We start from the raw sequence: 17,725 nt of genomic DNA on the forward strand, positions 1-17,725 counted from the left end.
ACGGATATGTCCCCGTCGCCTCGGAAGGGGAGGCCCAGATGAACGACAAGGAGAATCGACTGTTCGGCTGGAGCTCGGATGTCGATCCCGACGGGATCGACGTGTCGACCCTCATCCTCACCGTCGGCTCATTCGCCGACATCGGCCATGCTCAGCAGCACCTGCGCCAGAGCATGCTGGCCGAGCTCGCCCATCGTGAGCTCGGCGAGTTCAGGCTCGACGAGATCCTGGATCACCGCGACTCCCGGCCCCCGATCATCTTCGACTCCGACCACTTCGAGGGATACGAGTCCCCCCGGATGGTGCTGCACGAGGTGACCGATGAGCTCGGTCAGAGCTTCCTGCTGCTCGACGGTCCGGAGCCGGCGTTGCGCTGGAACCAGATGACCGACGAGATCCGCGAGATCATCGACGAACTCGGGGTGCGCCTGACCATCATCACCCAGTCGATCCCGATGGCGGCCCCCCACACCCGACCGGTCCAGGTGACCAGGTGGGCGAGCAGGCCCGAACTGATCATCGGGCACTCCTCCCCGTTCGGCCGCATCCAGATGCCGGCCTCCTTCCCGGCGGTGCTCAGCCAGCGGCTGGGCGAGTCGCGTCACGACGTGGTCGGGCTGGCGGCCCACGTGCCGCACTACCTCACCGATCTCGACTACCCCGACGCCGCCCGTGCGCTGGTCGAGGCGATCCGCCAGATCACCGGGCTGGCCCTGCCCAGCCATGCCCTGGCGATGGCCGCCGGCGTGGTCCGTGCCCAGATCTCCAGCCAGGTCGAGGACTCCGAGGAGCTCAGCGCGATGGTCTCGGCCCTCGAGGAGCAGTACGACGACCAGTCCGGGCGGCGCGAGATCGAGTCCCAGCACGTGACCCTTCCCAGCGCCGATGACATCGGCGCCGAGGCCGAGGCCTTCCTGCGCTCGATGGACGACCCGGACGACGGCTCCTCCGGGGAGGATGACGGGCAGGCCCGCGACGAGGATCAGCAGGGCCGGCGCGGCGATGACGGTGAGGCTGATGATGCCGGCGGAGCCGGCGATGAGAACGTCGGGACCGACCCCTACCGGCCCCGTCACGGCGACGACTCCTGGGGACTCACCGACTGAGGAACCGGAGGCCCGTGAACCGGTGGGCGGTGCCGCTGCCCGGACGACCCATGGAGCCCGTGGCCGACACCGATAGGCTTCGGGCATGGATCTCGGCATTGACCTTGGAACCACCCACACCGTGGTCGCGGTGGTTGACCGCGGCAACTTCCCGCTGCTGTCCTTCTCCGACGAGTTCGGCGACTCCCACGACCATCTGCCCAGCATCTCCGCACTGGGGCCGGGAGACGGTGAGCTGATCCACGGCTTCGAGGCGGCACGGGCGATGGCCCAGGGGCTGCCCGGCATCCGATCGGTCAAGAGGTTCCTGTCGAACCCGGCTGTCACCTCCTCCACCCCGGTGACCCTGGGCGCCGGCCGGGAAGGGGCCCGTGTCCTGGGGATCGGCGAGCTGCTCACCTCCTACCTGAGGCATCTGCACGACCAGATCTCCCGGGCCACCGGTACCGACGCGTTGCGCGCAGTGGTCGGAGTGCCTGCGCACGCCCACACCGGGCAGCGGTTCGTCACGATCGAGGCCTTCAAGGCCGCCGGGTTCGAGGTCCTGGGAATGCTCAACGAGCCGTCGGCGGCGGGCCTGGAGTACGCCATGAGGCAGTCGAGGACCCTCAACTCGAGACGGACCCGGATCATCATCTACGACCTGGGAGGAGGCACCTTCGACGCCTCGCTGGTCGACATGTCGGGGACTGTCGGCGAGGTGATCGACTCGGTGGGCCTCAACGACCTGGGCGGGGAGGACTTCGACCAGGTGCTGGCCGGCATGGCGCGGCCCCGGTTGGCCGACGCTGTCTCCGAGGACGCCCTGCGCGAGGCCTGCCGGATCGCCAAGGAGGGGCTGCGGCCGCAGTCGCGCAACGTGCTGGTCGATCTGCCCGAGGAGACGGTGCGGATCCCGGTGGCAGAGTACGAGGACGCCTGCCAGCCCCTGGTGGACCGCAGCATCGACGTGATGACGCCGTTGAGCAACCTGCTGCAGTCCGATCCGGCCCGTTCCGACGTCGCCGGGATCGACATGGTCGGCGGAGCCACCTCCCTGCCACTGGTCCCCCGCCGGATCCGCGACCTCTTCGGACGCCGCGTCCACCGCTCCCCCAACCCCACCGGTTCCACGGCCATCGGCCTGGCCATTGCGGCGGACCCGACCTCCCCCTACAGCATCCGCGACAGGCTGTCACGAGGATTCGGCGTGTTCCGGGAGACCAACTGGGGCCAGCAGGTCGCCTTCGACGTGCTGGCGGACCAGACCCTCCGGCTGGACTCCCCCACCACCATCACCAGGCGCTACCGCAGCGGCCACAACATCGGCATCTACCGGTTCGTCGAGTTCTCCCGCACCGATGCCGACGGCACCCCGCGCGGCGATCTCACCCCCTTCGCTCAGATCGTGGTGCCCTTCGACGAGAGCCTGCAGCGTTCTGGGGCGGCCATCGGCCCCGAGGACGTCCACCCCGTCGACAACGGCCACTGGGCCGAGGAGACGTACACCATCGACCCGTCGGGCATGGTCAGCGCCGAGATCTCCGATCTGGACACGGGCTGGTCGGCGTCCACCACGATGGGTCTGGACCGGCCCGTCGTCCGGTCGTAGGCCGGCTCCGGTGCCGGGACGGCCTTCGACCTGGTCCACGCCGCAGCGTCCTGGCACTGGACCCGCGGCAACGGTCCGATCTCCTCGAGGAGATCATGACGTGCTCCCCGACCGGGTCGACCAGCGGAAGCCGGCCTGCTCTCAGAACCGGAAGTCGGCCTGTCGGCCGAGGGTGCCGACCAGCAGTTGCCGGTAGCCGTCCGAGGTCACCGTGTCGTGGTAGGACCGCACCTCCTCCAGGCGGGTCTGGGCGTCGATCTCGGTGCAGGCGATCTCGTTGCGGGGATCGGCGATGAACTCCTGGAGATGGGCCAGCCCGGCCTCCGAACGCCGGACGTCCTCGGCCTGCTTGGCGTCCAGGCGGGCGGCGTACCAGTCGGAGGCCAGCACCGACTCGCGGGTGAACATCTGCCGCAGCGCCGGATCGTCCAGACTCCAGCCCTCCGCGGTCCGCCCCTCGGCCATGATCTCCAACAGGGCCCGGATCGGGGGCACCGCCATCGCCACTGTGCCGTCGTCGAAGTAGGCTCTCGCGACCCGGGCGTGGGTCGCCGAGATGGTGCGCACCGAGTCGGCGAAGACCTGGGGATCCTGCAACTCGGGGCGCAGCATCTCGGGGGTGAAGATCGTGTCGGGGTGCATGAAGATGCGCCCGAAGTAGATCTTCATGAACTTCTCGGTCATCCGGTAGCCCAGCCGCGAGGCCAGGATCGTCTCGCCCTGGTGGTCGTAGTCCTCCACCCTCTCCAGATACCCCCCGGCGATCAACGTGCCGGCGTCCCGTTCCTCGGGACTCATCCGACTGAACAGTTCGGGCACCAGCAGGGAGATGTCATGGGCCACCTGGACCTTCGGACCGATGCAGCCGGCCGAGGACAACCAGCCGTCATAGCCCGAGAGCACGAACGACAGGAACGCCGAATTCAGATCGAAGACCGCCGGCATCGCGTTGAACGGCGCCTTGGTCAGCGCCCCCTCCGAACCCGCTCCGGTCGTCGAGGGACTCTTGCCGGTCATCGAGGAGATGAACTCCATGAACAACTCCGGCAGCTCCATGTAGTGCAACGGATTGTAGGAGCACAATGCCGGAACCCGGGCCTCGGGGGGATTGTTGCGCCGCCCGGCCGCCACCACGTCGACCGGCAGTACCAGCTTCTGGTCAAGGGGTTTGCGGTGGTAGAGGTGGGAAGCCAGACCGGCGATCGCGGTGGCGCGAGGATGAGCGATATCGGGACGCACCTGCAGGTAGCGCGGATTCTTCGATCGGGCCCCGTCGACCAACCTCGGATCGGCCGACGACACCACGTACTTCGGACCGGCAGCAGGATCCGAGTCGGCGAAGTCCGACAGGAAGGTGCGCATCGGGGCGGTGAACTTCGAGAACTCCACAATGTCCTCGCGCATCGCCGCCACGTCGGCGCGGGTCAGGGGCTGATAGTTCGAGATGAACAGTCCCTCACCTGACATGTCGCGCTCGGTCTGGCGATCGTAGCCCCGGTAGATGGCGTCATCGGGACGCTGGAACAACAACGCCTCGCAGTTGGCCACCACCTTGCTCGACAGATCGCCGGGACCCACGGTCAACCCGGCGGGCACCACCGCCGAGGCCGTCATGTCGTCCTCGGTCTGCACCTTGACGTCAGGAGCGTAGTCGTGGCGCAGGGTGAACAGCCGCCAGGCGCCGGTCTCGTCGAAACCCACCCGCAGCATGTCGACCCGGATCTTCTCACCGTCCAGACGCACCATCGTGCCGTGACGGCCGTTGGTGGGGGCCACCGTGAAATGCGACTTCCAGTCAGAACCCCACTCTGGCTTGTAGTACCGCTTGATGGTGAACACCAGTTCCTTGCGGAACTGGGGGATCGACTCGATCCACGCGTTGTAGTCGGCGGTGAAATCCGCGGAGACCGTCAGCAACTTGATCACCGAGCCCACCGAGCGTTCCCGCGACAGGATCGCACGATGATCGGATCCGGCCAGGCCGGGATCGGCGAACCGCATCGAGAAGTCACGGTGCAGGATGTCATCGACCGCGGCCACATCGGCCTCGAAATCAGGCACATAGGCGTTGCCCGGGATGAAGGCGTCCGAGATCGCCTTGGAGATCTCCGACTTACCGCCGCCCGAGACCGTGCACTGCTTGTGCAGCGTCGTCGAGGCCCCGTCAGTACAGATCAGCGCCCACTGATTGTCGATCTCGCTGTGCTCGATGCGCATCCGGGTCCCGGTCGGGGTGAGGTACTCATGACCCACCCGCAACCGCACCGACTGCCCGGCACCCTGATCATCCTCCCAGGACACCGTGCCCTCGCGCAGGCTGAACCGGGCCGGAGTCGGGACCAGCAGCACATCGTCGACGTCCAGGCTGACCGCACAACCGGACGCACCCACCTCGAAATGACCGGGATTGGCCGCCACCACCTCGGCCACCGTGGGATCGCCGGGAGCCGACTCGATCGTGTACTCCAGCCCTTCGTTGTAGGAGGTGTAGGCCCTCGCCCCGCCCGAGTGCTCCTCCTCCGCCAGACCGAACAGGTTGGCCGAGTAGCCGATCTGGGTCTTGACCTCCTTCTTGCAGTAGCCGAAGTAGTTGTCGGCGATGATCGTCACGATCACACCCGACTCGTCGCGGGCGCACAGTTTGAACGGCTTGCCGTCGTTGTAGCACTCGGCCTCATCGGACCAGCACATGCCGTCGCGGCGCTGACGCTCACTGGCCTGATCGGCATGGGGCAGGCCCAGTTCCTTCTTGGTCACCCGGTTCAGATGCGGGGCCAGGATCACACAGCCCGTGTGACCCGTCCAGCCTGTGGGCGCCAGAGCGGCGTCATTGCCCGGCAGCAGCGGGTCCCCCGCGTTACCGAAGATCCCCTCCACGAAGTCCAGATTCGACACCAGCCCGCCAGGAGCGAAGAACCGGGTCTCCATCCGCCGCTCGGACACCAGCTCGGGCACCTGGGGCACCACTACCGGGCGCATCAGCAACGACACGTAGGTGTGCGCCTGATGCTCGGCGTCCTGGGTCGCGGTGTAGGGCAGCAGGGTGTCACCCGCGGGGGCCTGGAAGGCCGACTCCAGCAGCCGGGCGAAGACCGCCGCCGGCACCGCCTTCTTGTCATCGGGGATCGCCAGACCCCCCTCGACGATGTGGAACACCCCCGCCGTGGTGCGCCGATCGTTGCGCGGGTTGTGCAGCACCCCGTTGGCCACCCGGAAACTGGCCACCAGATCCGAGGAGAACTCATCGGCATCCACCGGCAACGACAGAGTCCGTGCCAGGCCCGCCTCATCCAGGACCAGCGTCGTATCGGGAATCCTGGGACGCAGCGCGACGCCGGCCGCTTCCAGATACCGGTCCAGGAACCCCTGGATCCGACGGTCAGCCGGGCACAGCAGCTCAGGCACCTCACGACGCAACTCCCGCTGACGCGCCAGCACCGGGGCGATCACCTCGATGTCGGTGGCAGCTCCCGTGGCGGGAAGAGGAAGACCGTTGAGAGCAAGTCTCAGGTTGGCTTGATTGATCATCTGCGGGTGGGCCATACCCCCATCTTCAACGATCCGGTCCGGGCTGTGAACCCCGGGGGCCCCGATTTGAACCGGTCACGCGCCCGCCGGACATGTTTGTACACTTCGACCCCGACCGGTTGCCAGGTCCGGGAGCCGGGGACGAAGCTGGGCCGGTGGACTACTGCGTACTGCCCCCCGGCGCCCGCCATCAGCACAGCATCGAGGTCAGGCGATCGGTCTTCAGCACCCTGCTGGTCCGCGTCGAGACCGAGAAGCAGGCCCGTGACGTCATCGCCGGACAACGACGTCTCCACCATGAGGCCAGGCATCACGTCAGCGCCTTCGTCCTGGGCGCCGACCGGGACATCCGCCGCTCCAGCGACGACGGCGAGCCCTCCGGCACCGCCGGCATCCCCACTCTCGAGGTGCTGGTGGGTCACAGGGGCCCCGCGGACACCCCGCTCTCGGATGTGCTGGCCGTCACCACCCGCTGGTTCGGCGGCATCAAACTGGGGGCCTCCGGCCTGCTGCGCGCCTACGGCGAGTCCGCCTCAGCGGCCCTGTCCGGCGCCCCCCTGCTGCGCCGGACGATGCGCAGCCTCTTCAGCACCGAGCTGCCGCTGTCCCGGGCCGGTCGCGACGAGGGAATCCTGAGGGCTGCCGGGATCGCCGTCGAGGGGATCGACTACCACCCCGACCGCGCCGAGATCCATCTCGCGGTCGAATCCGGCCCCGACGCCGAGCAGAGGCTGTCCCAGCACCTCGCCGGCCTGCTGAGCCGCCCCGTGCAGCTGGTCGGCGAGGGGATCTCATGGCTGGACCGCTGAATCCGCGGAGAGCATCGGAGCAGACCGACCGACAAGCCCATACACTCGCCCCATGACCCTGCACCGCCGTGAGCTTCTGACCGCCGGCGCACTGCTGCCCCTCCTGGCAGCCTGCGGATCCTCGGAGTCCGGCTCCTCCCCCGGGGCCTCGGGGACCGACAGCTCCGAGGCCACCGGAACCGCCCCGACGCCCTCGGAATCCACCACAGCGGCGTCGGCCACACCGTCGTCCACCGGCCCGAAGATGCTGGCGGGACGCTGCCTCATGGTCGGCATGACGCCCGACGCCGATATCGACGAGATCGCCGATCTGGTCAGCGGGCACCGACTCGCCGGGGCCTTCCTGCTGGGCAGCTGGACCTCGACCTCGCAGATCACCGAGGCCGTGGCGGCCCTGCACCGCGCGGCCCGTTCCACGGGCCTTCCGGGCGCTCTGGTGGCCGCCGACCAGGAGGGCGGTCTGGTCCACAACCTTCAGTCCGAGGCCTTCACGACGGTGCCCTCCGCCGAGAGGCTGGGCCAGGGGGACCCCGCCACCTGCCAACGCCTGGCCGCGACCACGGGGGCCGAGATGAGGAAGGCCGGTCTCAACATGGTGCTGGCGCCGGTGGCCGATGTCGTCGACCCCGAGGTGGGCGCCGACAATGCGCCGGTCGGAGCCCTCCACCGCGGCTACGGCACCGACCCGCAGAAGGTGGGTCGCTTCGTCACCGCCGCCGTCAAGGGTTTCACCGGTGCCGGGATTGTCACCAGCATCAAGCACTTCCCAGGACTGGGAGCGGTGCGCACCAATACGGATCTTGGAGCGGCCACCGACCGGACCACCGGGGCGGATTCCGCCACCCTGGCGTCCTTCCGGGCCGGTATCGCGGCCGGTTCGCAGACCGTCATGATCTCCTCGGCGGTCTACTCCCGGATCGACCCGGACTCGCCCGCGGTGTTCTCGCGGGCGGTCGTCACGGATCTGCTGAGGAGCCGGCTGGGATTCTCCGGGGTGGTGGTCTCCGACGACCTGGGGGCCGCGAAGGCGGTGGCGGCCACCCCGGCGGGCCGCCGCGCCACCCGTTTCCTGCGGGCCGGCGGGGACCTGGTGCTGTGCGCCGATCCCTCGCTGGTCCCGTCCATGGTCTCCGGTCTCGTTGACGCCGCCGGCGACTCCTCCTTCGCGCGGACTCTGGCGGCCTCCGCGCGACGGGTGGACCGGCTTGTCTCCGGGGCGGCCCGATGAGTGGGCCGCGGAACCCGGTGATCGTCTACAACCCGTTGAAGGTCTCCGATCCGGCGAAGCTGGCGCGGCGGGGCGCCGAGATCTGCCGAGAGGCGGGGTGGGGCGGTCCGGTGTGGTCGCCGACGACCTCCGAGGACCACGGGGCGGGCATGACGGCGCGCGCGGTGTCCGACGGTGCCGATCTGGTCTGCGCGCTGGGCGGGGACGGCACCGTCCGGGAGGTGGCCGGTGCGCTGGCCCGCACCGGGATCCCGCTGGGTGTGCTGGGTCTGGGCACCGGCAATCTGCTGGCTCGCAATCTGGGGCTGCCGCACAACGACTTCGATGCCTCGCTGGCGGCCGTGCTGAACGGCTCGGCCCGCCCCATCGATCTGGGCCGGGTGCGTTTCGACGACGGTCCCGAGTACTGCTTCACCGTCATCACCGGGATGGGGCTGGACGCCGAGCTGATGGCCGGCGCCGAGCCCCGGCTCAAGGCCCGGCTCGGCTGGCCCGCCTACCTGCTGGGGGCGACCCGGGCGCTGGCCCAGCGCGGTTTCGGCACCAGGGTCGTGGTGGACGGGCGACGTCCGTTCTCGGGGCGCAGCCGGATGGTGCTGGTGTGCAACTGCGGCCTGCTGCCCGGCGGGATCGATCTGGTGCCGGAGGCCCGGGTCGACGACGGGGAACTCGACATGATGGCCTTCTCCCCGCGCGGGGTGGCCGGATGGGCGGCGGCGACACTGCGCGCCGTCACCCTTCATCGGCGGGGGCATCGGATCATCCGGCACAGCGGCTGCCATACCGGTCTGGTGACCACCAGCTTCCCGGTGCCCGCCGAGGTGGACGGGGATCCGGTGGGGTCGGCGACCACCATGCGGATCCGGGTCGACCAGGGTGCCCTGATGGTCAGGGCGTGAGGCGGCGGTCGCGGGTCTCCCGGAGGCCGGACACCAGTTCGTGGGCCAGTTCCCGGTCGCGTTCGGCAGCGCGGGCCAGGAAGGCCGGGAAGTCGGAGGCGGCCGCCCCGTCGGCGGAGTCGGAGAGGATGCGCGCGACCGCGAAGGGGACGCCGAGGCGGCTGGCGGCCTGGGCCAGCGCCGCCCCCTCCATCTCCACCGCGGAGGCGTCGAACTGCGCCCGCAGCCAGGTGACCCTGGCCGGATCGGCGATGAACTGGTCCCCGCTCGCGATGGTCCCGGCGACCACCCTCCGGCCGCCCGGATCGACCCTCCGGGCGGCGGTGAGCACCCTGTCGGTGAGACCCGGGTCGGGACGCCAGCAGGCGGGTTCCCCCGGCACCTGGCCGATCGGGTCGCCGAAGGCGGTGCCGTCGGCGTCGTGCTGGATGAAACGGTCCCCCACCACGACGTCTCCGATCCCCAGTCCGGGTGCGACTGCGCCCGCCACCCCGGTGAAGACGATCGAGGCGGCTCCGGCGGCGGCCATCGCCGATGCCGCCAGGGCCGCGTTGACCTTTCCGATCCCGCACCGGGAGACCAGCACGGGGATGCCGTCGAGCCATCCGAAGGTGATGTCGAGGGCCCCGGGTACCGGCCGGGGATCGGTGAGATCGTCGCGGATCAGCCGGATCTCGTCGGCCATCGCCCCCATGATGCCGAAGGCCGCCACTCCTCCTTGGAGCATCATCGTCCTGGCCTCACTGGAAGGGGGTCGGGTCGCCGGCCCCGAGCCTGGTGACGACGGGCTCACCGGAGGTGAAATCGACCACGGTGGTCGGATCGAGGCCGCAGTCCCCCGAGTCGAGTACGGCGTCCAGCTCGGTGTCGAGGGCCTCCTTGACCTGCCAGCCGTCGGTCATCGGCAGCTCCTCGTCCGGAAGGATCAGCGTGGATGAGACGATGGGCTCGCCCAGGGCGTCCATCAGGGCCAGCGCGGTGACGTGATCGGGGATCCGGATCCCGACCGTGTGCTTCTTCTGGTGGAGCATCACCCTGGGGACGTCGCGGGTGGCCTTCAGGATGAAGGTGTAGCGGCCGGGCACCGCGCCCTTGATGGCGCGGAACATCCAGTTGTCCATCTGGACGTAGCGGCCCACCTGGGCGAACTCGCTGAGCACCAGCGTGAAGTGGTGCTTCTCATTGAGCTGGCGGATACGACGGATCCGATCGATGGCCTCACGGTTGCCGAGCCGGGCCCCGAAGGCGTAGCCCGAGTCGGTCGGGTAGGCGATCAGCCCGCCGTCGCGCAGCAGGGTCACCACCTGGTTCAGCGAGCGCTGCTGCGGATTCACCGGATGCACGGGGTAGTAGTTGGCCATCTCCCCATCGTAGCGGCGCCCTCACCGGGCCATCAGGAGGCAGCTCACCGTGGCGCTGCCGGTGACGGTGTCCAGGCCCACCGCGGACAGGATGACGGTGGCCCGGGTGGCGTCGACGGTGACGGTGAGCCGCTGTGCGTCCAGATCCGCCCGGGCCCGCATCGTGGCCCCCTCCGTGCGGGCGGCGGTGGCCGCCCCCAGAGCCGCTCTGCGAGCGGAGACCGGATCGGGGCGCCCGACCAGCTCGGCGGCCGAGGCCTCCTCGCATCCGGTCCTGGCCGCGGAGGCCGCCACCGCATGTGCCTGGCGCCGCGCCCTGGCCTGTTGGGCCCCGTCGACCGCGAGCCCCCCTGCCAGGATCAGGCAGGGCAGCAGCACCACGGCCGCGACCGACAGGCTCGCACCCCGCTCGCCGATGGACGCCGGTCGCCCCGCACGGGGATCGGATGGGCTCATGGGACAAGCTCAGCATGCGTCGGCGCCGGGAGGGAAGGGTCTGTGCGGAATCCGGGTCCCCGGCTGCCGCCGGAGCGGGTGGAACGGGGTTCCGGCGGGTGCCGGGCGAGGGCGTGGCCTAGGCTTGTCCATGTCTCAGTTCCCTGTATGAAAGGTCATCACACCATGGCCCAGGTCAAGAAGGTCGCCCTCCTCACCGCGGGCGGGTTCGCCCCCTGCCTCTCCACGGCGATCGGCGGACTCATCAAGCGCTACACCGAAGTGGCCCCCGAGATCGAGATCATCGCCTACCGGCACGGCTACGAGGGTCTTCTCAAGGGCGACTACCTCGAGATCACCGATGAGGTCCGGGCGAAGGCCGATGTGCTGCACCGCTTCGGCGGGTCCCCGATCGGCAACTCCCGCGTCAAGCTGACCAACAAGGACGACCTGGTGGAGCGGGGTCTGGTGGGGGCCGACGACGATCCCCTCAAGGTCGCGGCCGACCGCCTGGTCGCCGACGGGGTCGACGTGCTGCACACCATCGGAGGCGACGACACCAACACCACCGCCGCCGATCTCGCCGCCTACCTCGGCGAGCACGACTACGGTCTGACGGTCGTCGGCCTGCCCAAGACCATCGACAACGACGTGATCCCGATCCGTCAGTCGCTGGGCGCCTGGACCGCCGCCGATCAGGGTTCCAGGTTCGCCCAGAACATCGTCGCCGAGCACAACTCGGGCTCCCGGATGCTCATCATCCACGAGGTCATGGGCCGCAACTGCGGCTGGCTGACCGCCGCCACCGCCGCCAAGTACCACGAGTGGGTCGAGGCTCAGGAGTGGGTGCCCGAGATCGGGCTGAGCAGCGAGGCCTGGGACGTCCACGCGGTGTACGTGCCCGAGGCCGCCATCGATCTGGACGCCGAGGCCGAGCGCCTGGGCAAGGTGATGGATACCGTCGGCAATGTCACCATCTTCCTGTCCGAGGGTGCCGGTCTGGACGCCATCATCGCCGAGCTGGAGAAGTCCGGCGAGGAGGTGCCGCGCGATCCCTTCGGCCACGTCAAGCTCGACAAGATCAACCCGGGGGCCTGGTTCGGCCAGCAGTTCGCCGAACGCCTGAAGGCGGAGAAGGTCATGGTGCAGAAGTCGGGCTACTTCTCCCGTTCGGCCGCCTCCAACGAGGCCGACCTGGAACTCATCGGCCGCTGCACCGATCTGGCCGTCGAGTGCGCCCTGTCGGGCCGCTCGGGTGTCATCGGTCAGGACGAGGAGGCCGGCGACGTGCTGACCAACATCGACTTCACCAGGATCAAGGGCGGCAAGCCCTTCGATCTCACCCAGGACTGGTTCACCGGCCTGCTGGAATCCGTCGGGCAGCCCGCGGCCGCCCCCGTCAAGGCCTGATTCCCGGCCGTCTTCACCACCGGGCCCGTCATCCTCTGCGATGACGGGCCCGGCTCACCGTCCGGGGAGCGCCGGACTCCGGCCCGTCATCGGCGGCCTTCCCCGGACCGGACTCCCCGTCCGCGTCTGCGGACTCCAGGGCGGCCCGCTCGGCAAGGGCCTGGTCCCAGTGCCCCTTGACCGTCCAGGCGTCGCCGCGTTCCAGCAGCGGGGCGTCGGCGTCATGCCAGCGCAGGGCCACCGCGGGCTGATCGGCGGTGGCGATCCAGGCGGCCACGAAGAGCGCGATCCGGGCCAGCACGTTGAACACCAGCATCACGACGATGATCGATCCGAAAGCCTGGACCGTGCGGTTCGCGTTGAGGGCGCTCACCACCAGACCCGCGAGGGTCTGCACCACGGGCAGGCATATCCCCGCCACCGCCGACCCGATGGAGATCGCACGCCAGTTGCGCCGGCCCCGCGGCAGCGCGGTGTAGAGGAAGAGGAAGAAGATCGAACTGGCGAGGCTGGAGACCAGCAGCGCCCCGATCCTGATGATGACGGCGTGTCCGGGCAGCAGATTGATGCCGATCCGGCGTCCCAGCGCGCTGGTGAGGGCATTGCCCAGCTGCGCGGTGCCGAAGGCCACGAGCAGCACCACGAGCAGGGCCAGGAAGGTCACCGCGTCGAACCCCTTGCGCAGCAGCAGTCCGTCATCGTCGTCCTTGACCCGGGCGAAGGCCGGCTCCCACTGGGCGCGGATCCCCGAGCGCAGGTGCCCGACCCAGGAGACCCCGGTCCACAGGGCGGTGAGCACCGTGATGAGCACCGTCCACCCGGACCCGGATGATCTCAAGGAGGAGTCGATGATCCCGGCCACCCGGACCCCTGCCCCGGCGACCCCCAGCGCCGCGACCACCAGATCCTTGAGGCCTGCGAAGACGTCGGGCAGCAGCCGGGTGAGGATGAGGCTGAGGACCGCGAAGGCGAAGGCCAGCAGCGGCACCATCGCCAGCACCGTGAAGTAGGCGATCGACGCCGCGAAATGGCTGCCGAGCCGGCGGGAGAAGCGGATCTGGGCACGGGCCAGATGCGCGACGGCGGGCCTGGCCAACAGGTCAGAGACTCGTGTCCTCACATCCGGCTCCCTTCCCCCGGCACATCATGTCAGGGCGGCGAGCCGTACTAGTGGATCCGGCGCGTGGCGCGGCGGGCCGCCAGCTCATCCTCGCCGACGGATGCCTGCTCCTCGGCATGCGCGTGCTCGCGGGGAAGCTGGGCCAGGCAGCCCTGGACATCGCGCCACACCGCCCCCAGCGCGATGGCGAACATGCCCTGTCCGCGGTGCAGCAGATCGATGACCTCGTCGTCGCTGGTGCACTCGTAGACCGCCACACCGTCGCTCATCAGTGTGACCCCGGTCAGCTCCTGGTCCCCGTTGTCGCGGAGATGATCGATCGCAGTACGGATCTGGGCGAGCGCCACACCGGCGTCCAGCAGCCGCTTGACGACCTTGAGCATGAGGATGTCGCGGAATGAGTAGAGGCGTTGGCTGCCCGAGCCGCTGGCCCCTCGGATCGACGGGCGGACCAGCCCGGTGCGGGCCCAGTAGTCCAGCTGACGGTAGGTGATGCCGGCGGCGCCCGAGGCCACCGGACCCCGGAACCCGATATTGCCGGGCAGCGGTGAGAAGTCCCCCTCGAACAGCGCCTCCTGGGCATGCCGCGGGACCTGCACCTGCGCCGACGCGCCTTCGACCATGGCCTCATCCTCATGCTCTGGCACCGCCCCGGTGGCGGCCCCTTGTGCCCACAGACGCTACGACCATCGCAGGACCAGACCCCAGAGCCACGCCGCGCCCCTGCGGCAGAACCCTCAGAAATTCTGTCAACATGACGATGACAAGGTAATCCGCTGCATTTGAGGGGTCAAGTGAAGGTGGAGGGTTGGGGTCAGTCCTCGAAGTCGTCGGGACTGACGTGGTCGAGGAACTCCTTGAACCTCTCCACCTCGTCCTGCGGGGACTCATCCAGAAGGATACCGGACTCCTCCAGCAGCTCCTCGGGGCAGGTCACCGCCGCACCCAATCTGACCGCGACCGCCACCAGATCAGACGGCCTGGCGGTGATGGTGCGTCCTGCGAGTCGCATCTCGCCGTGCCACACGCCGTCGACGACCGCGGTGATGACCAGCTCGGGACGAGGATGCCCCAGCTCGACCAGCAGCGACGCCAGCAGGTCATGGGTCAACGGACGTGCCGGGACCAGGCCGTCACGGGCCTGGGCGATCGACGCGGCCTCGGCGGCACCGATCCACAGTGCCAGGTGGCGGGCGCCTCCGGCCTCCTTCATGAGGAGGATCGGGGACTGCGAGATCTGGTCCAGCCGGATACCCACGACCTCAAGTTCGACCATGGCCACAGCCTACCGTCGCCACGGCCGGGCCCCGGAGTTCGTCACCGGCCGGCCGGTACCGGATCGGTCAGTGCTCCAGCAGGTCGTAGACCATCGCCGCATGGGCGTGCAGCACCAGCTGGGTGACCTGCGAGGCGATCTCTCCGGCCTCCTGCTGGTGGCGGATATGCGGCAGAACGGTCTGCTCGATCATCCCGGCCTCCCGTTCGGCGGCCTGTCTCAGGGCCCGCAGATGGCGGGTGTCCATGCCGAAGGCGCGCAGCCGTCGTGACGCCACGCAGACCATAAGCGCCTCCTGGCCGTACCAGTCCTGGCCCCTCTTGGTGCGCACCAGCTGGTGGCGCTCCAGCTCGACCAGCTGGGCCTCGGTGATGCCACTGGCGCGGATCAGCTCGCGTCGTTTCAGCTTGATCGGCCCGCGCGGCCGGTTCAGATCGACATGCTCCTCATCGACATCGGATCCCACGCCCCCCGGGGGTGCCGGCTGGTCGACCGCGGGAGGCTCCTCGCCACGGTCGATCATCGCCAGGTGCTCGCGGATCACCTTCAGCGGCTGGAAGTTGTCCCTCTGGCAGGTGAGGATGTAGCGCAACCGGTCGACATCGGATCTGGAGTACTTGCGATATCCCGAAGGAGCCCGCTCCGGGCTCAGCAGACCCTCCGACTCAAGGAATCGGATCTTCGAGATGGAGAGGTCGGGGAAGTCCGGCTTGAGGAGCTTCATCACCTGACCGATGCTCCGCACCGGCCCTGGCATCAGTGCAGTCCGCGCCCGCCGGTGTGGAAGGTCATCCGGAACTTGCCGATCTGCACCTCGTCCCCGTCGCGCAGCAACGCCGAGCCGTCGACCAGGGTGCGGTTGACGTAGGTGCCGTTGAGACTGCCCTGATCCTCCACGTAGACGTGGCCGTCCTTGAGGATGAACTTCACATGATGCCTGGAGACGGTGATGTCGTCGAGGAAGATGTCGGAGTGGGTGCTCCGGCCCGCCGTGGTGACCTCCTGGTCCAGCAGGAACCGGGAGCCCACGTTGGGGCCACGCTGCACCACCAGCAGGGCAGTGCCCTCCGGCAGCTCCTCGATCGCCGACAGCGCGTCACCGGACAGCGCGGGGGCATCGGCGACGACCTCCTCGGTCATCACCGGGATCACGCCGGTGTTGTCACCGGGGATGTCGGCGGCAGCCCCCAGCCTCGCGCCGCAGCGCGAGCAGAAATTGGCGTCGCCGGCATTGGCCTGCCCACACCTCTGGCACTCGTTCATCTCGCCGTCCTCGCTCTCAATACGTATGGAAATCCATCATGCCCGCCCCGCCAAGGAACTCACCTCTGCTCGATCAGCGCACCGTAGGAGTCGGCGTCGAGCAGATCGTCCAGCTCTGTGGGATCCTCGATCTCCACGGCCACCAGCCAGCCGTCGCCGAACGGATCGGCGGCGATCTCCGTGGGACTGTCAGCGGCCACCGCGTTCACCTCGACGAGCTCGCCGCCGATCGGGGCCTCGATATCCACCGAGTCCTCGTCGGTCTCGATCTCCGCGAGCACATCGCCGCGGACGAGCTCTGCGCCGACCTCCGGAAGACTGATCCCCTGGATTCCGCCGAACCGCGCCACGGCGGTCTCGGTGAGTCCGATGCGGACCCGATCACCGTTACCCGGACGGACCCACAGATGGTCCTCTGTGTACTGGAGATCCTCGGGCAGATCTGCCATGGCGGGAGCCTCCTGGAGTGCCGTGGGTCCGCGGGGACCGGGGGTGGGTGCGCGGCTGGCGCCGCGTCGTGTCCAACATTAGCCGTCCCGCGGTGCGGTGGGGACCAGGTGACGGCCGCATCACCTCACAGGTGTCGCATGGGACAGCGGTCGCGGGGTCGCCACGGCGTCGATGCGCACCTGCTGGGACGGGGTGATCGTGACGGTCGCTCCGACCTGGGCGGCCTGCATCTGGGAGACCATGCCGCCGCGGAACTTGGCCCCCTCCTCCAGGGAGTGCGGGTCGCCGATCGCGGTGATGGTGATCGGACGCGTCACGGCTCTTCCGGAGACGGTCAGGCCGTCGGCCCCGGAGGCGAACCAGGTGCTGGCGACGACGCGCACCGAACCGTTGATGGCCAGCGCCTCGGCACCTGCGTCGCGCAGCTCCTCCACGGCGTCGAGAATCATGTCGGAGGAGACCTTGGACCGGGGATCCTCGATGCGGATCGTCACCCCGGGGCCGGCCACCGGCACGGTGCCCTCCAGCACCTTCAGCTGGGACAGCCGGCGGGCGGCCTGAGCCTGGGCGGCCCGCCGCGAGTCGGCCCCCGACTCGAGCTGCCGCTGGGTCTCGCGCAGGTCGGCAAGTTCTGAGTCGAGCTGTCGCGACGACGTCGACAGGGAGTCGAGCATCGACACCAGATCGGCGCGCCGCATCGTGGCGAAGGGATCCTGGTGGTCCCGGGAACGCATCTGGGCGACGACCGCGAAAGCGCACAGGCACAGGATGACCGCGACCAGTCCCTGAGCCTTCGAGGGCCGCAGCAGGTCGCGGCGCCTGCCGCCGGTCTCGGGCTCCTCGCTCGGCCGAGGGTCGGTCTTCCGGCGCTCAGGCATGCAGCACCGCCCTGCGGATCGCGGCGGCGTTGGTGAAGATGCGGATGCCGAGCACCACGACCACGGCCGTCGACAGCTGGGAGCCGACCCCGATCTGGTCTCCCATCCACACGATGAGGGCCGCGATCGCGACATTGGACAGGAAGGACACGACGAAGACCCGGTCGGAGAAGGTGTGGCTCAGGTAGGAGCGGCAGGCCCCGAACAGGGCATCGAGGGCGGCGACGATCATGATCGGCAGATAGGGCTGCAACCAGACCGGGATGCTCGGGTTGAGCACCACCCCGAGCACGATACCGACGATCAGGCCGATGACTGCTAGCACCTGGGTCCCCTTCCACCGACCACCGCGGTCGGTCGTGAATCCGTCC

Annotated in this window: 18 protein-coding genes; 6 read left to right on the plus strand and 12 right to left on the minus strand. The window is 69.1% G+C overall.

All coding sequences use genetic code 11. The features are described 5' to 3' along the window. The first annotated feature begins 38 nt into the window (after window positions 1-38). Window positions 39-1,106, plus strand: coding sequence for a PAC2 family protein (locus JS278_RS08695; protein WP_114044835.1), 1,068 nt, complete (start codon window positions 39-41; stop codon window positions 1,104-1,106). 85 nt (window positions 1,107-1,191) lie between these two features. Next, on the plus strand, window positions 1,192-2,697 hold the full coding sequence (locus JS278_RS08700; protein ID WP_114044836.1) for an Hsp70 family protein: 1,506 nt from the start codon (window positions 1,192-1,194) through the stop codon (window positions 2,695-2,697). A gap of 141 nt (window positions 2,698-2,838) precedes the next feature. Here the strand turns inward: JS278_RS08700 and JS278_RS08705 are convergent, their stop codons facing one another. Then, on the minus strand, window positions 2,839-6,240 hold the full coding sequence (locus JS278_RS08705) for a PPi-type phosphoenolpyruvate carboxykinase family protein (protein WP_425451426.1): 3,402 nt from the start codon (window positions 6,238-6,240) through the stop codon (window positions 2,839-2,841). A gap of 140 nt (window positions 6,241-6,380) precedes the next feature. On the opposite strand from JS278_RS08705, the gene JS278_RS08710 reads away from it, so the two are divergent. From JS278_RS08710 to JS278_RS08720, 3 genes are read left to right on the plus strand one after another with little or no spacing between them, the layout of a single operon-like run. Next, the gene (locus JS278_RS08710) at window positions 6,381-7,034 is read left to right on the plus strand and encodes an IMPACT family protein (RefSeq protein WP_245935067.1); all 654 of its coding nucleotides are present in this window, start codon (window positions 6,381-6,383) and stop codon (window positions 7,032-7,034) included. 52 nt (window positions 7,035-7,086) lie between these two features. Further along, window positions 7,087-8,262: a glycoside hydrolase family 3 N-terminal domain-containing protein gene (locus tag JS278_RS08715; protein WP_114044838.1), complete on the plus strand. Its 1,176-nt coding sequence runs from the start codon at window positions 7,087-7,089 to the stop codon at window positions 8,260-8,262. Then, window positions 8,259-9,161: a diacylglycerol/lipid kinase family protein gene (locus tag JS278_RS08720; protein ID WP_114044839.1), complete on the plus strand. Its 903-nt coding sequence runs from the start codon at window positions 8,259-8,261 to the stop codon at window positions 9,159-9,161. Before JS278_RS08715 ends, JS278_RS08720 begins: the two co-directional genes overlap by 4 nt. Here the strand turns inward: JS278_RS08720 and JS278_RS08725 are convergent. Genes JS278_RS08725 through JS278_RS08735 form a run of 3 tightly spaced genes read right to left on the minus strand, consistent with a single transcriptional unit; the run spans window position 9,151 to window position 10,978 of the window. Then, complete coding sequence (locus JS278_RS08725; RefSeq protein ID WP_483894253.1) at window positions 9,151-9,891, minus strand: 5'-methylthioadenosine/adenosylhomocysteine nucleosidase; 741 nt, start codon at window positions 9,889-9,891, stop codon at window positions 9,151-9,153. The two genes, JS278_RS08720 and JS278_RS08725, sit on opposite strands and share 11 nt — an antisense overlap. A 10-nt stretch (window positions 9,892-9,901) precedes the next feature. Continuing rightward, on the minus strand, window positions 9,902-10,522 hold the full coding sequence (locus tag JS278_RS08730) for an L-threonylcarbamoyladenylate synthase (RefSeq protein WP_114044840.1): 621 nt from the start codon (window positions 10,520-10,522) through the stop codon (window positions 9,902-9,904). Between the two features lie 21 nt (window positions 10,523-10,543). Beyond that, complete coding sequence (locus tag JS278_RS08735; protein ID WP_114044841.1) at window positions 10,544-10,978, minus strand: pilus assembly protein TadG-related protein; 435 nt, start codon at window positions 10,976-10,978, stop codon at window positions 10,544-10,546. A gap of 165 nt (window positions 10,979-11,143) precedes the next feature. On the opposite strand from JS278_RS08735, the gene JS278_RS08740 reads away from it, so the two are divergent. After that, complete coding sequence (locus tag JS278_RS08740) at window positions 11,144-12,367, plus strand: pyrophosphate--fructose-6-phosphate 1-phosphotransferase (protein WP_425451427.1); 1,224 nt, start codon at window positions 11,144-11,146, stop codon at window positions 12,365-12,367. 28 nt (window positions 12,368-12,395) lie between these two features. Here the strand turns inward: JS278_RS08740 and JS278_RS08745 are convergent, their stop codons facing one another. From JS278_RS08745 to JS278_RS08780, 8 genes are all read right to left on the minus strand, one after another. Next, entirely contained in the window at window positions 12,396-13,487 is a 1,092-nt protein-coding gene (locus tag JS278_RS08745) for a YihY/virulence factor BrkB family protein (RefSeq protein WP_114044843.1), read from the minus strand. A 47-nt stretch (window positions 13,488-13,534) separates the two neighbouring features. Continuing rightward, complete coding sequence (locus JS278_RS08750) at window positions 13,535-14,110, minus strand: MerR family transcriptional regulator (RefSeq protein ID WP_114044844.1); 576 nt, start codon at window positions 14,108-14,110, stop codon at window positions 13,535-13,537. 191 nt (window positions 14,111-14,301) lie between these two features. Beyond that, on the minus strand, window positions 14,302-14,763 hold the full coding sequence (locus tag JS278_RS08755; protein ID WP_114046216.1) for a bifunctional nuclease family protein: 462 nt from the start codon (window positions 14,761-14,763) through the stop codon (window positions 14,302-14,304). A 67-nt stretch (window positions 14,764-14,830) separates the two neighbouring features. After that, window positions 14,831-15,520: a transcriptional regulator FtsR gene (gene ftsR, locus JS278_RS08760; protein ID WP_114044845.1), complete on the minus strand. Its 690-nt coding sequence runs from the start codon at window positions 15,518-15,520 to the stop codon at window positions 14,831-14,833. Then, window positions 15,520-16,026 carry a double zinc ribbon and FHA domain-containing protein gene (locus tag JS278_RS08765; protein WP_114044846.1) on the minus strand — a complete coding sequence of 169 codons (507 nt, stop codon included), beginning with the start codon at window positions 16,024-16,026 and terminating at the stop codon, window positions 15,520-15,522. Before JS278_RS08765 ends, ftsR begins: the two co-directional genes overlap by 1 nt. A gap of 59 nt (window positions 16,027-16,085) precedes the next feature. Continuing rightward, window positions 16,086-16,475 (minus strand): glycine cleavage system protein H, encoded by a 390-nt coding sequence (locus JS278_RS08770; protein ID WP_114044847.1) that lies wholly within the window; start codon window positions 16,473-16,475, stop codon window positions 16,086-16,088. Window positions 16,476-16,595: 120 nt separating this feature from the next. Continuing rightward, window positions 16,596-17,354, minus strand: coding sequence for a DUF881 domain-containing protein (locus tag JS278_RS08775; RefSeq protein WP_245935068.1), 759 nt, complete (start codon window positions 17,352-17,354; stop codon window positions 16,596-16,598). Next, window positions 17,347-17,679 carry a small basic family protein gene (locus JS278_RS08780; RefSeq protein ID WP_114044848.1) on the minus strand — a complete coding sequence of 111 codons (333 nt, stop codon included), beginning with the start codon at window positions 17,677-17,679 and terminating at the stop codon, window positions 17,347-17,349. Before JS278_RS08780 ends, JS278_RS08775 begins: the two co-directional genes overlap by 8 nt. Window positions 17,680-17,725: the final 46 nt, after the last annotated feature.

The sequence above is a fragment of the Acidipropionibacterium virtanenii genome, from assembly GCF_003325455.1.
In the GTDB taxonomy this organism is placed as follows: domain Bacteria; phylum Actinomycetota; class Actinomycetes; order Propionibacteriales; family Propionibacteriaceae; genus Acidipropionibacterium; species Acidipropionibacterium virtanenii.

Bases quoted from the DNA above. Each gene is read 5' to 3' on its own strand.
- JS278_RS08740 (WP_425451427.1), top strand. From the start codon at position 11,144: ATGGCCCAGGTCAAGAAGGTCGCCCTCCTCACCGCGGGCGGGTTCGCC.
- JS278_RS08735 (WP_114044841.1), bottom strand. From the start codon at position 10,978: ATGAGCCCATCCGATCCCCGTGCGGGGCGACCGGCGTCCATCGGCGAG.
- JS278_RS08755 (WP_114046216.1), bottom strand. From the start codon at position 14,763: ATGGTCGAACTTGAGGTCGTGGGTATCCGGCTGGACCAGATCTCGCAG.
- JS278_RS08700 (WP_114044836.1), top strand. From the start codon at position 1,192: ATGGATCTCGGCATTGACCTTGGAACCACCCACACCGTGGTCGCGGTG.
- JS278_RS08730 (WP_114044840.1), bottom strand. From the start codon at position 10,522: ATGGCCAACTACTACCCCGTGCATCCGGTGAATCCGCAGCAGCGCTCG.
- JS278_RS08715 (WP_114044838.1), top strand. From the start codon at position 7,087: ATGACCCTGCACCGCCGTGAGCTTCTGACCGCCGGCGCACTGCTGCCC.
- ftsR (WP_114044845.1), bottom strand. From the start codon at position 15,520: ATGCCAGGGCCGGTGCGGAGCATCGGTCAGGTGATGAAGCTCCTCAAG.
- JS278_RS08720 (WP_114044839.1), top strand. From the start codon at position 8,259: ATGAGTGGGCCGCGGAACCCGGTGATCGTCTACAACCCGTTGAAGGTC.
- JS278_RS08725 (WP_483894253.1), bottom strand. From the start codon at position 9,891: ATGATGCTCCAAGGAGGAGTGGCGGCCTTCGGCATCATGGGGGCGATG.
- JS278_RS08775 (WP_245935068.1), bottom strand. From the start codon at position 17,354: ATGCCTGAGCGCCGGAAGACCGACCCTCGGCCGAGCGAGGAGCCCGAG.
- JS278_RS08705 (WP_425451426.1), bottom strand. From the start codon at position 6,240: ATGGCCCACCCGCAGATGATCAATCAAGCCAACCTGAGACTTGCTCTC.
- JS278_RS08750 (WP_114044844.1), bottom strand. From the start codon at position 14,110: ATGGTCGAAGGCGCGTCGGCGCAGGTGCAGGTCCCGCGGCATGCCCAG.
- JS278_RS08765 (WP_114044846.1), bottom strand. From the start codon at position 16,026: ATGAACGAGTGCCAGAGGTGTGGGCAGGCCAATGCCGGCGACGCCAAT.
- JS278_RS08695 (WP_114044835.1), top strand. From the start codon at position 39: ATGAACGACAAGGAGAATCGACTGTTCGGCTGGAGCTCGGATGTCGAT.
- JS278_RS08770 (WP_114044847.1), bottom strand. From the start codon at position 16,475: ATGGCAGATCTGCCCGAGGATCTCCAGTACACAGAGGACCATCTGTGG.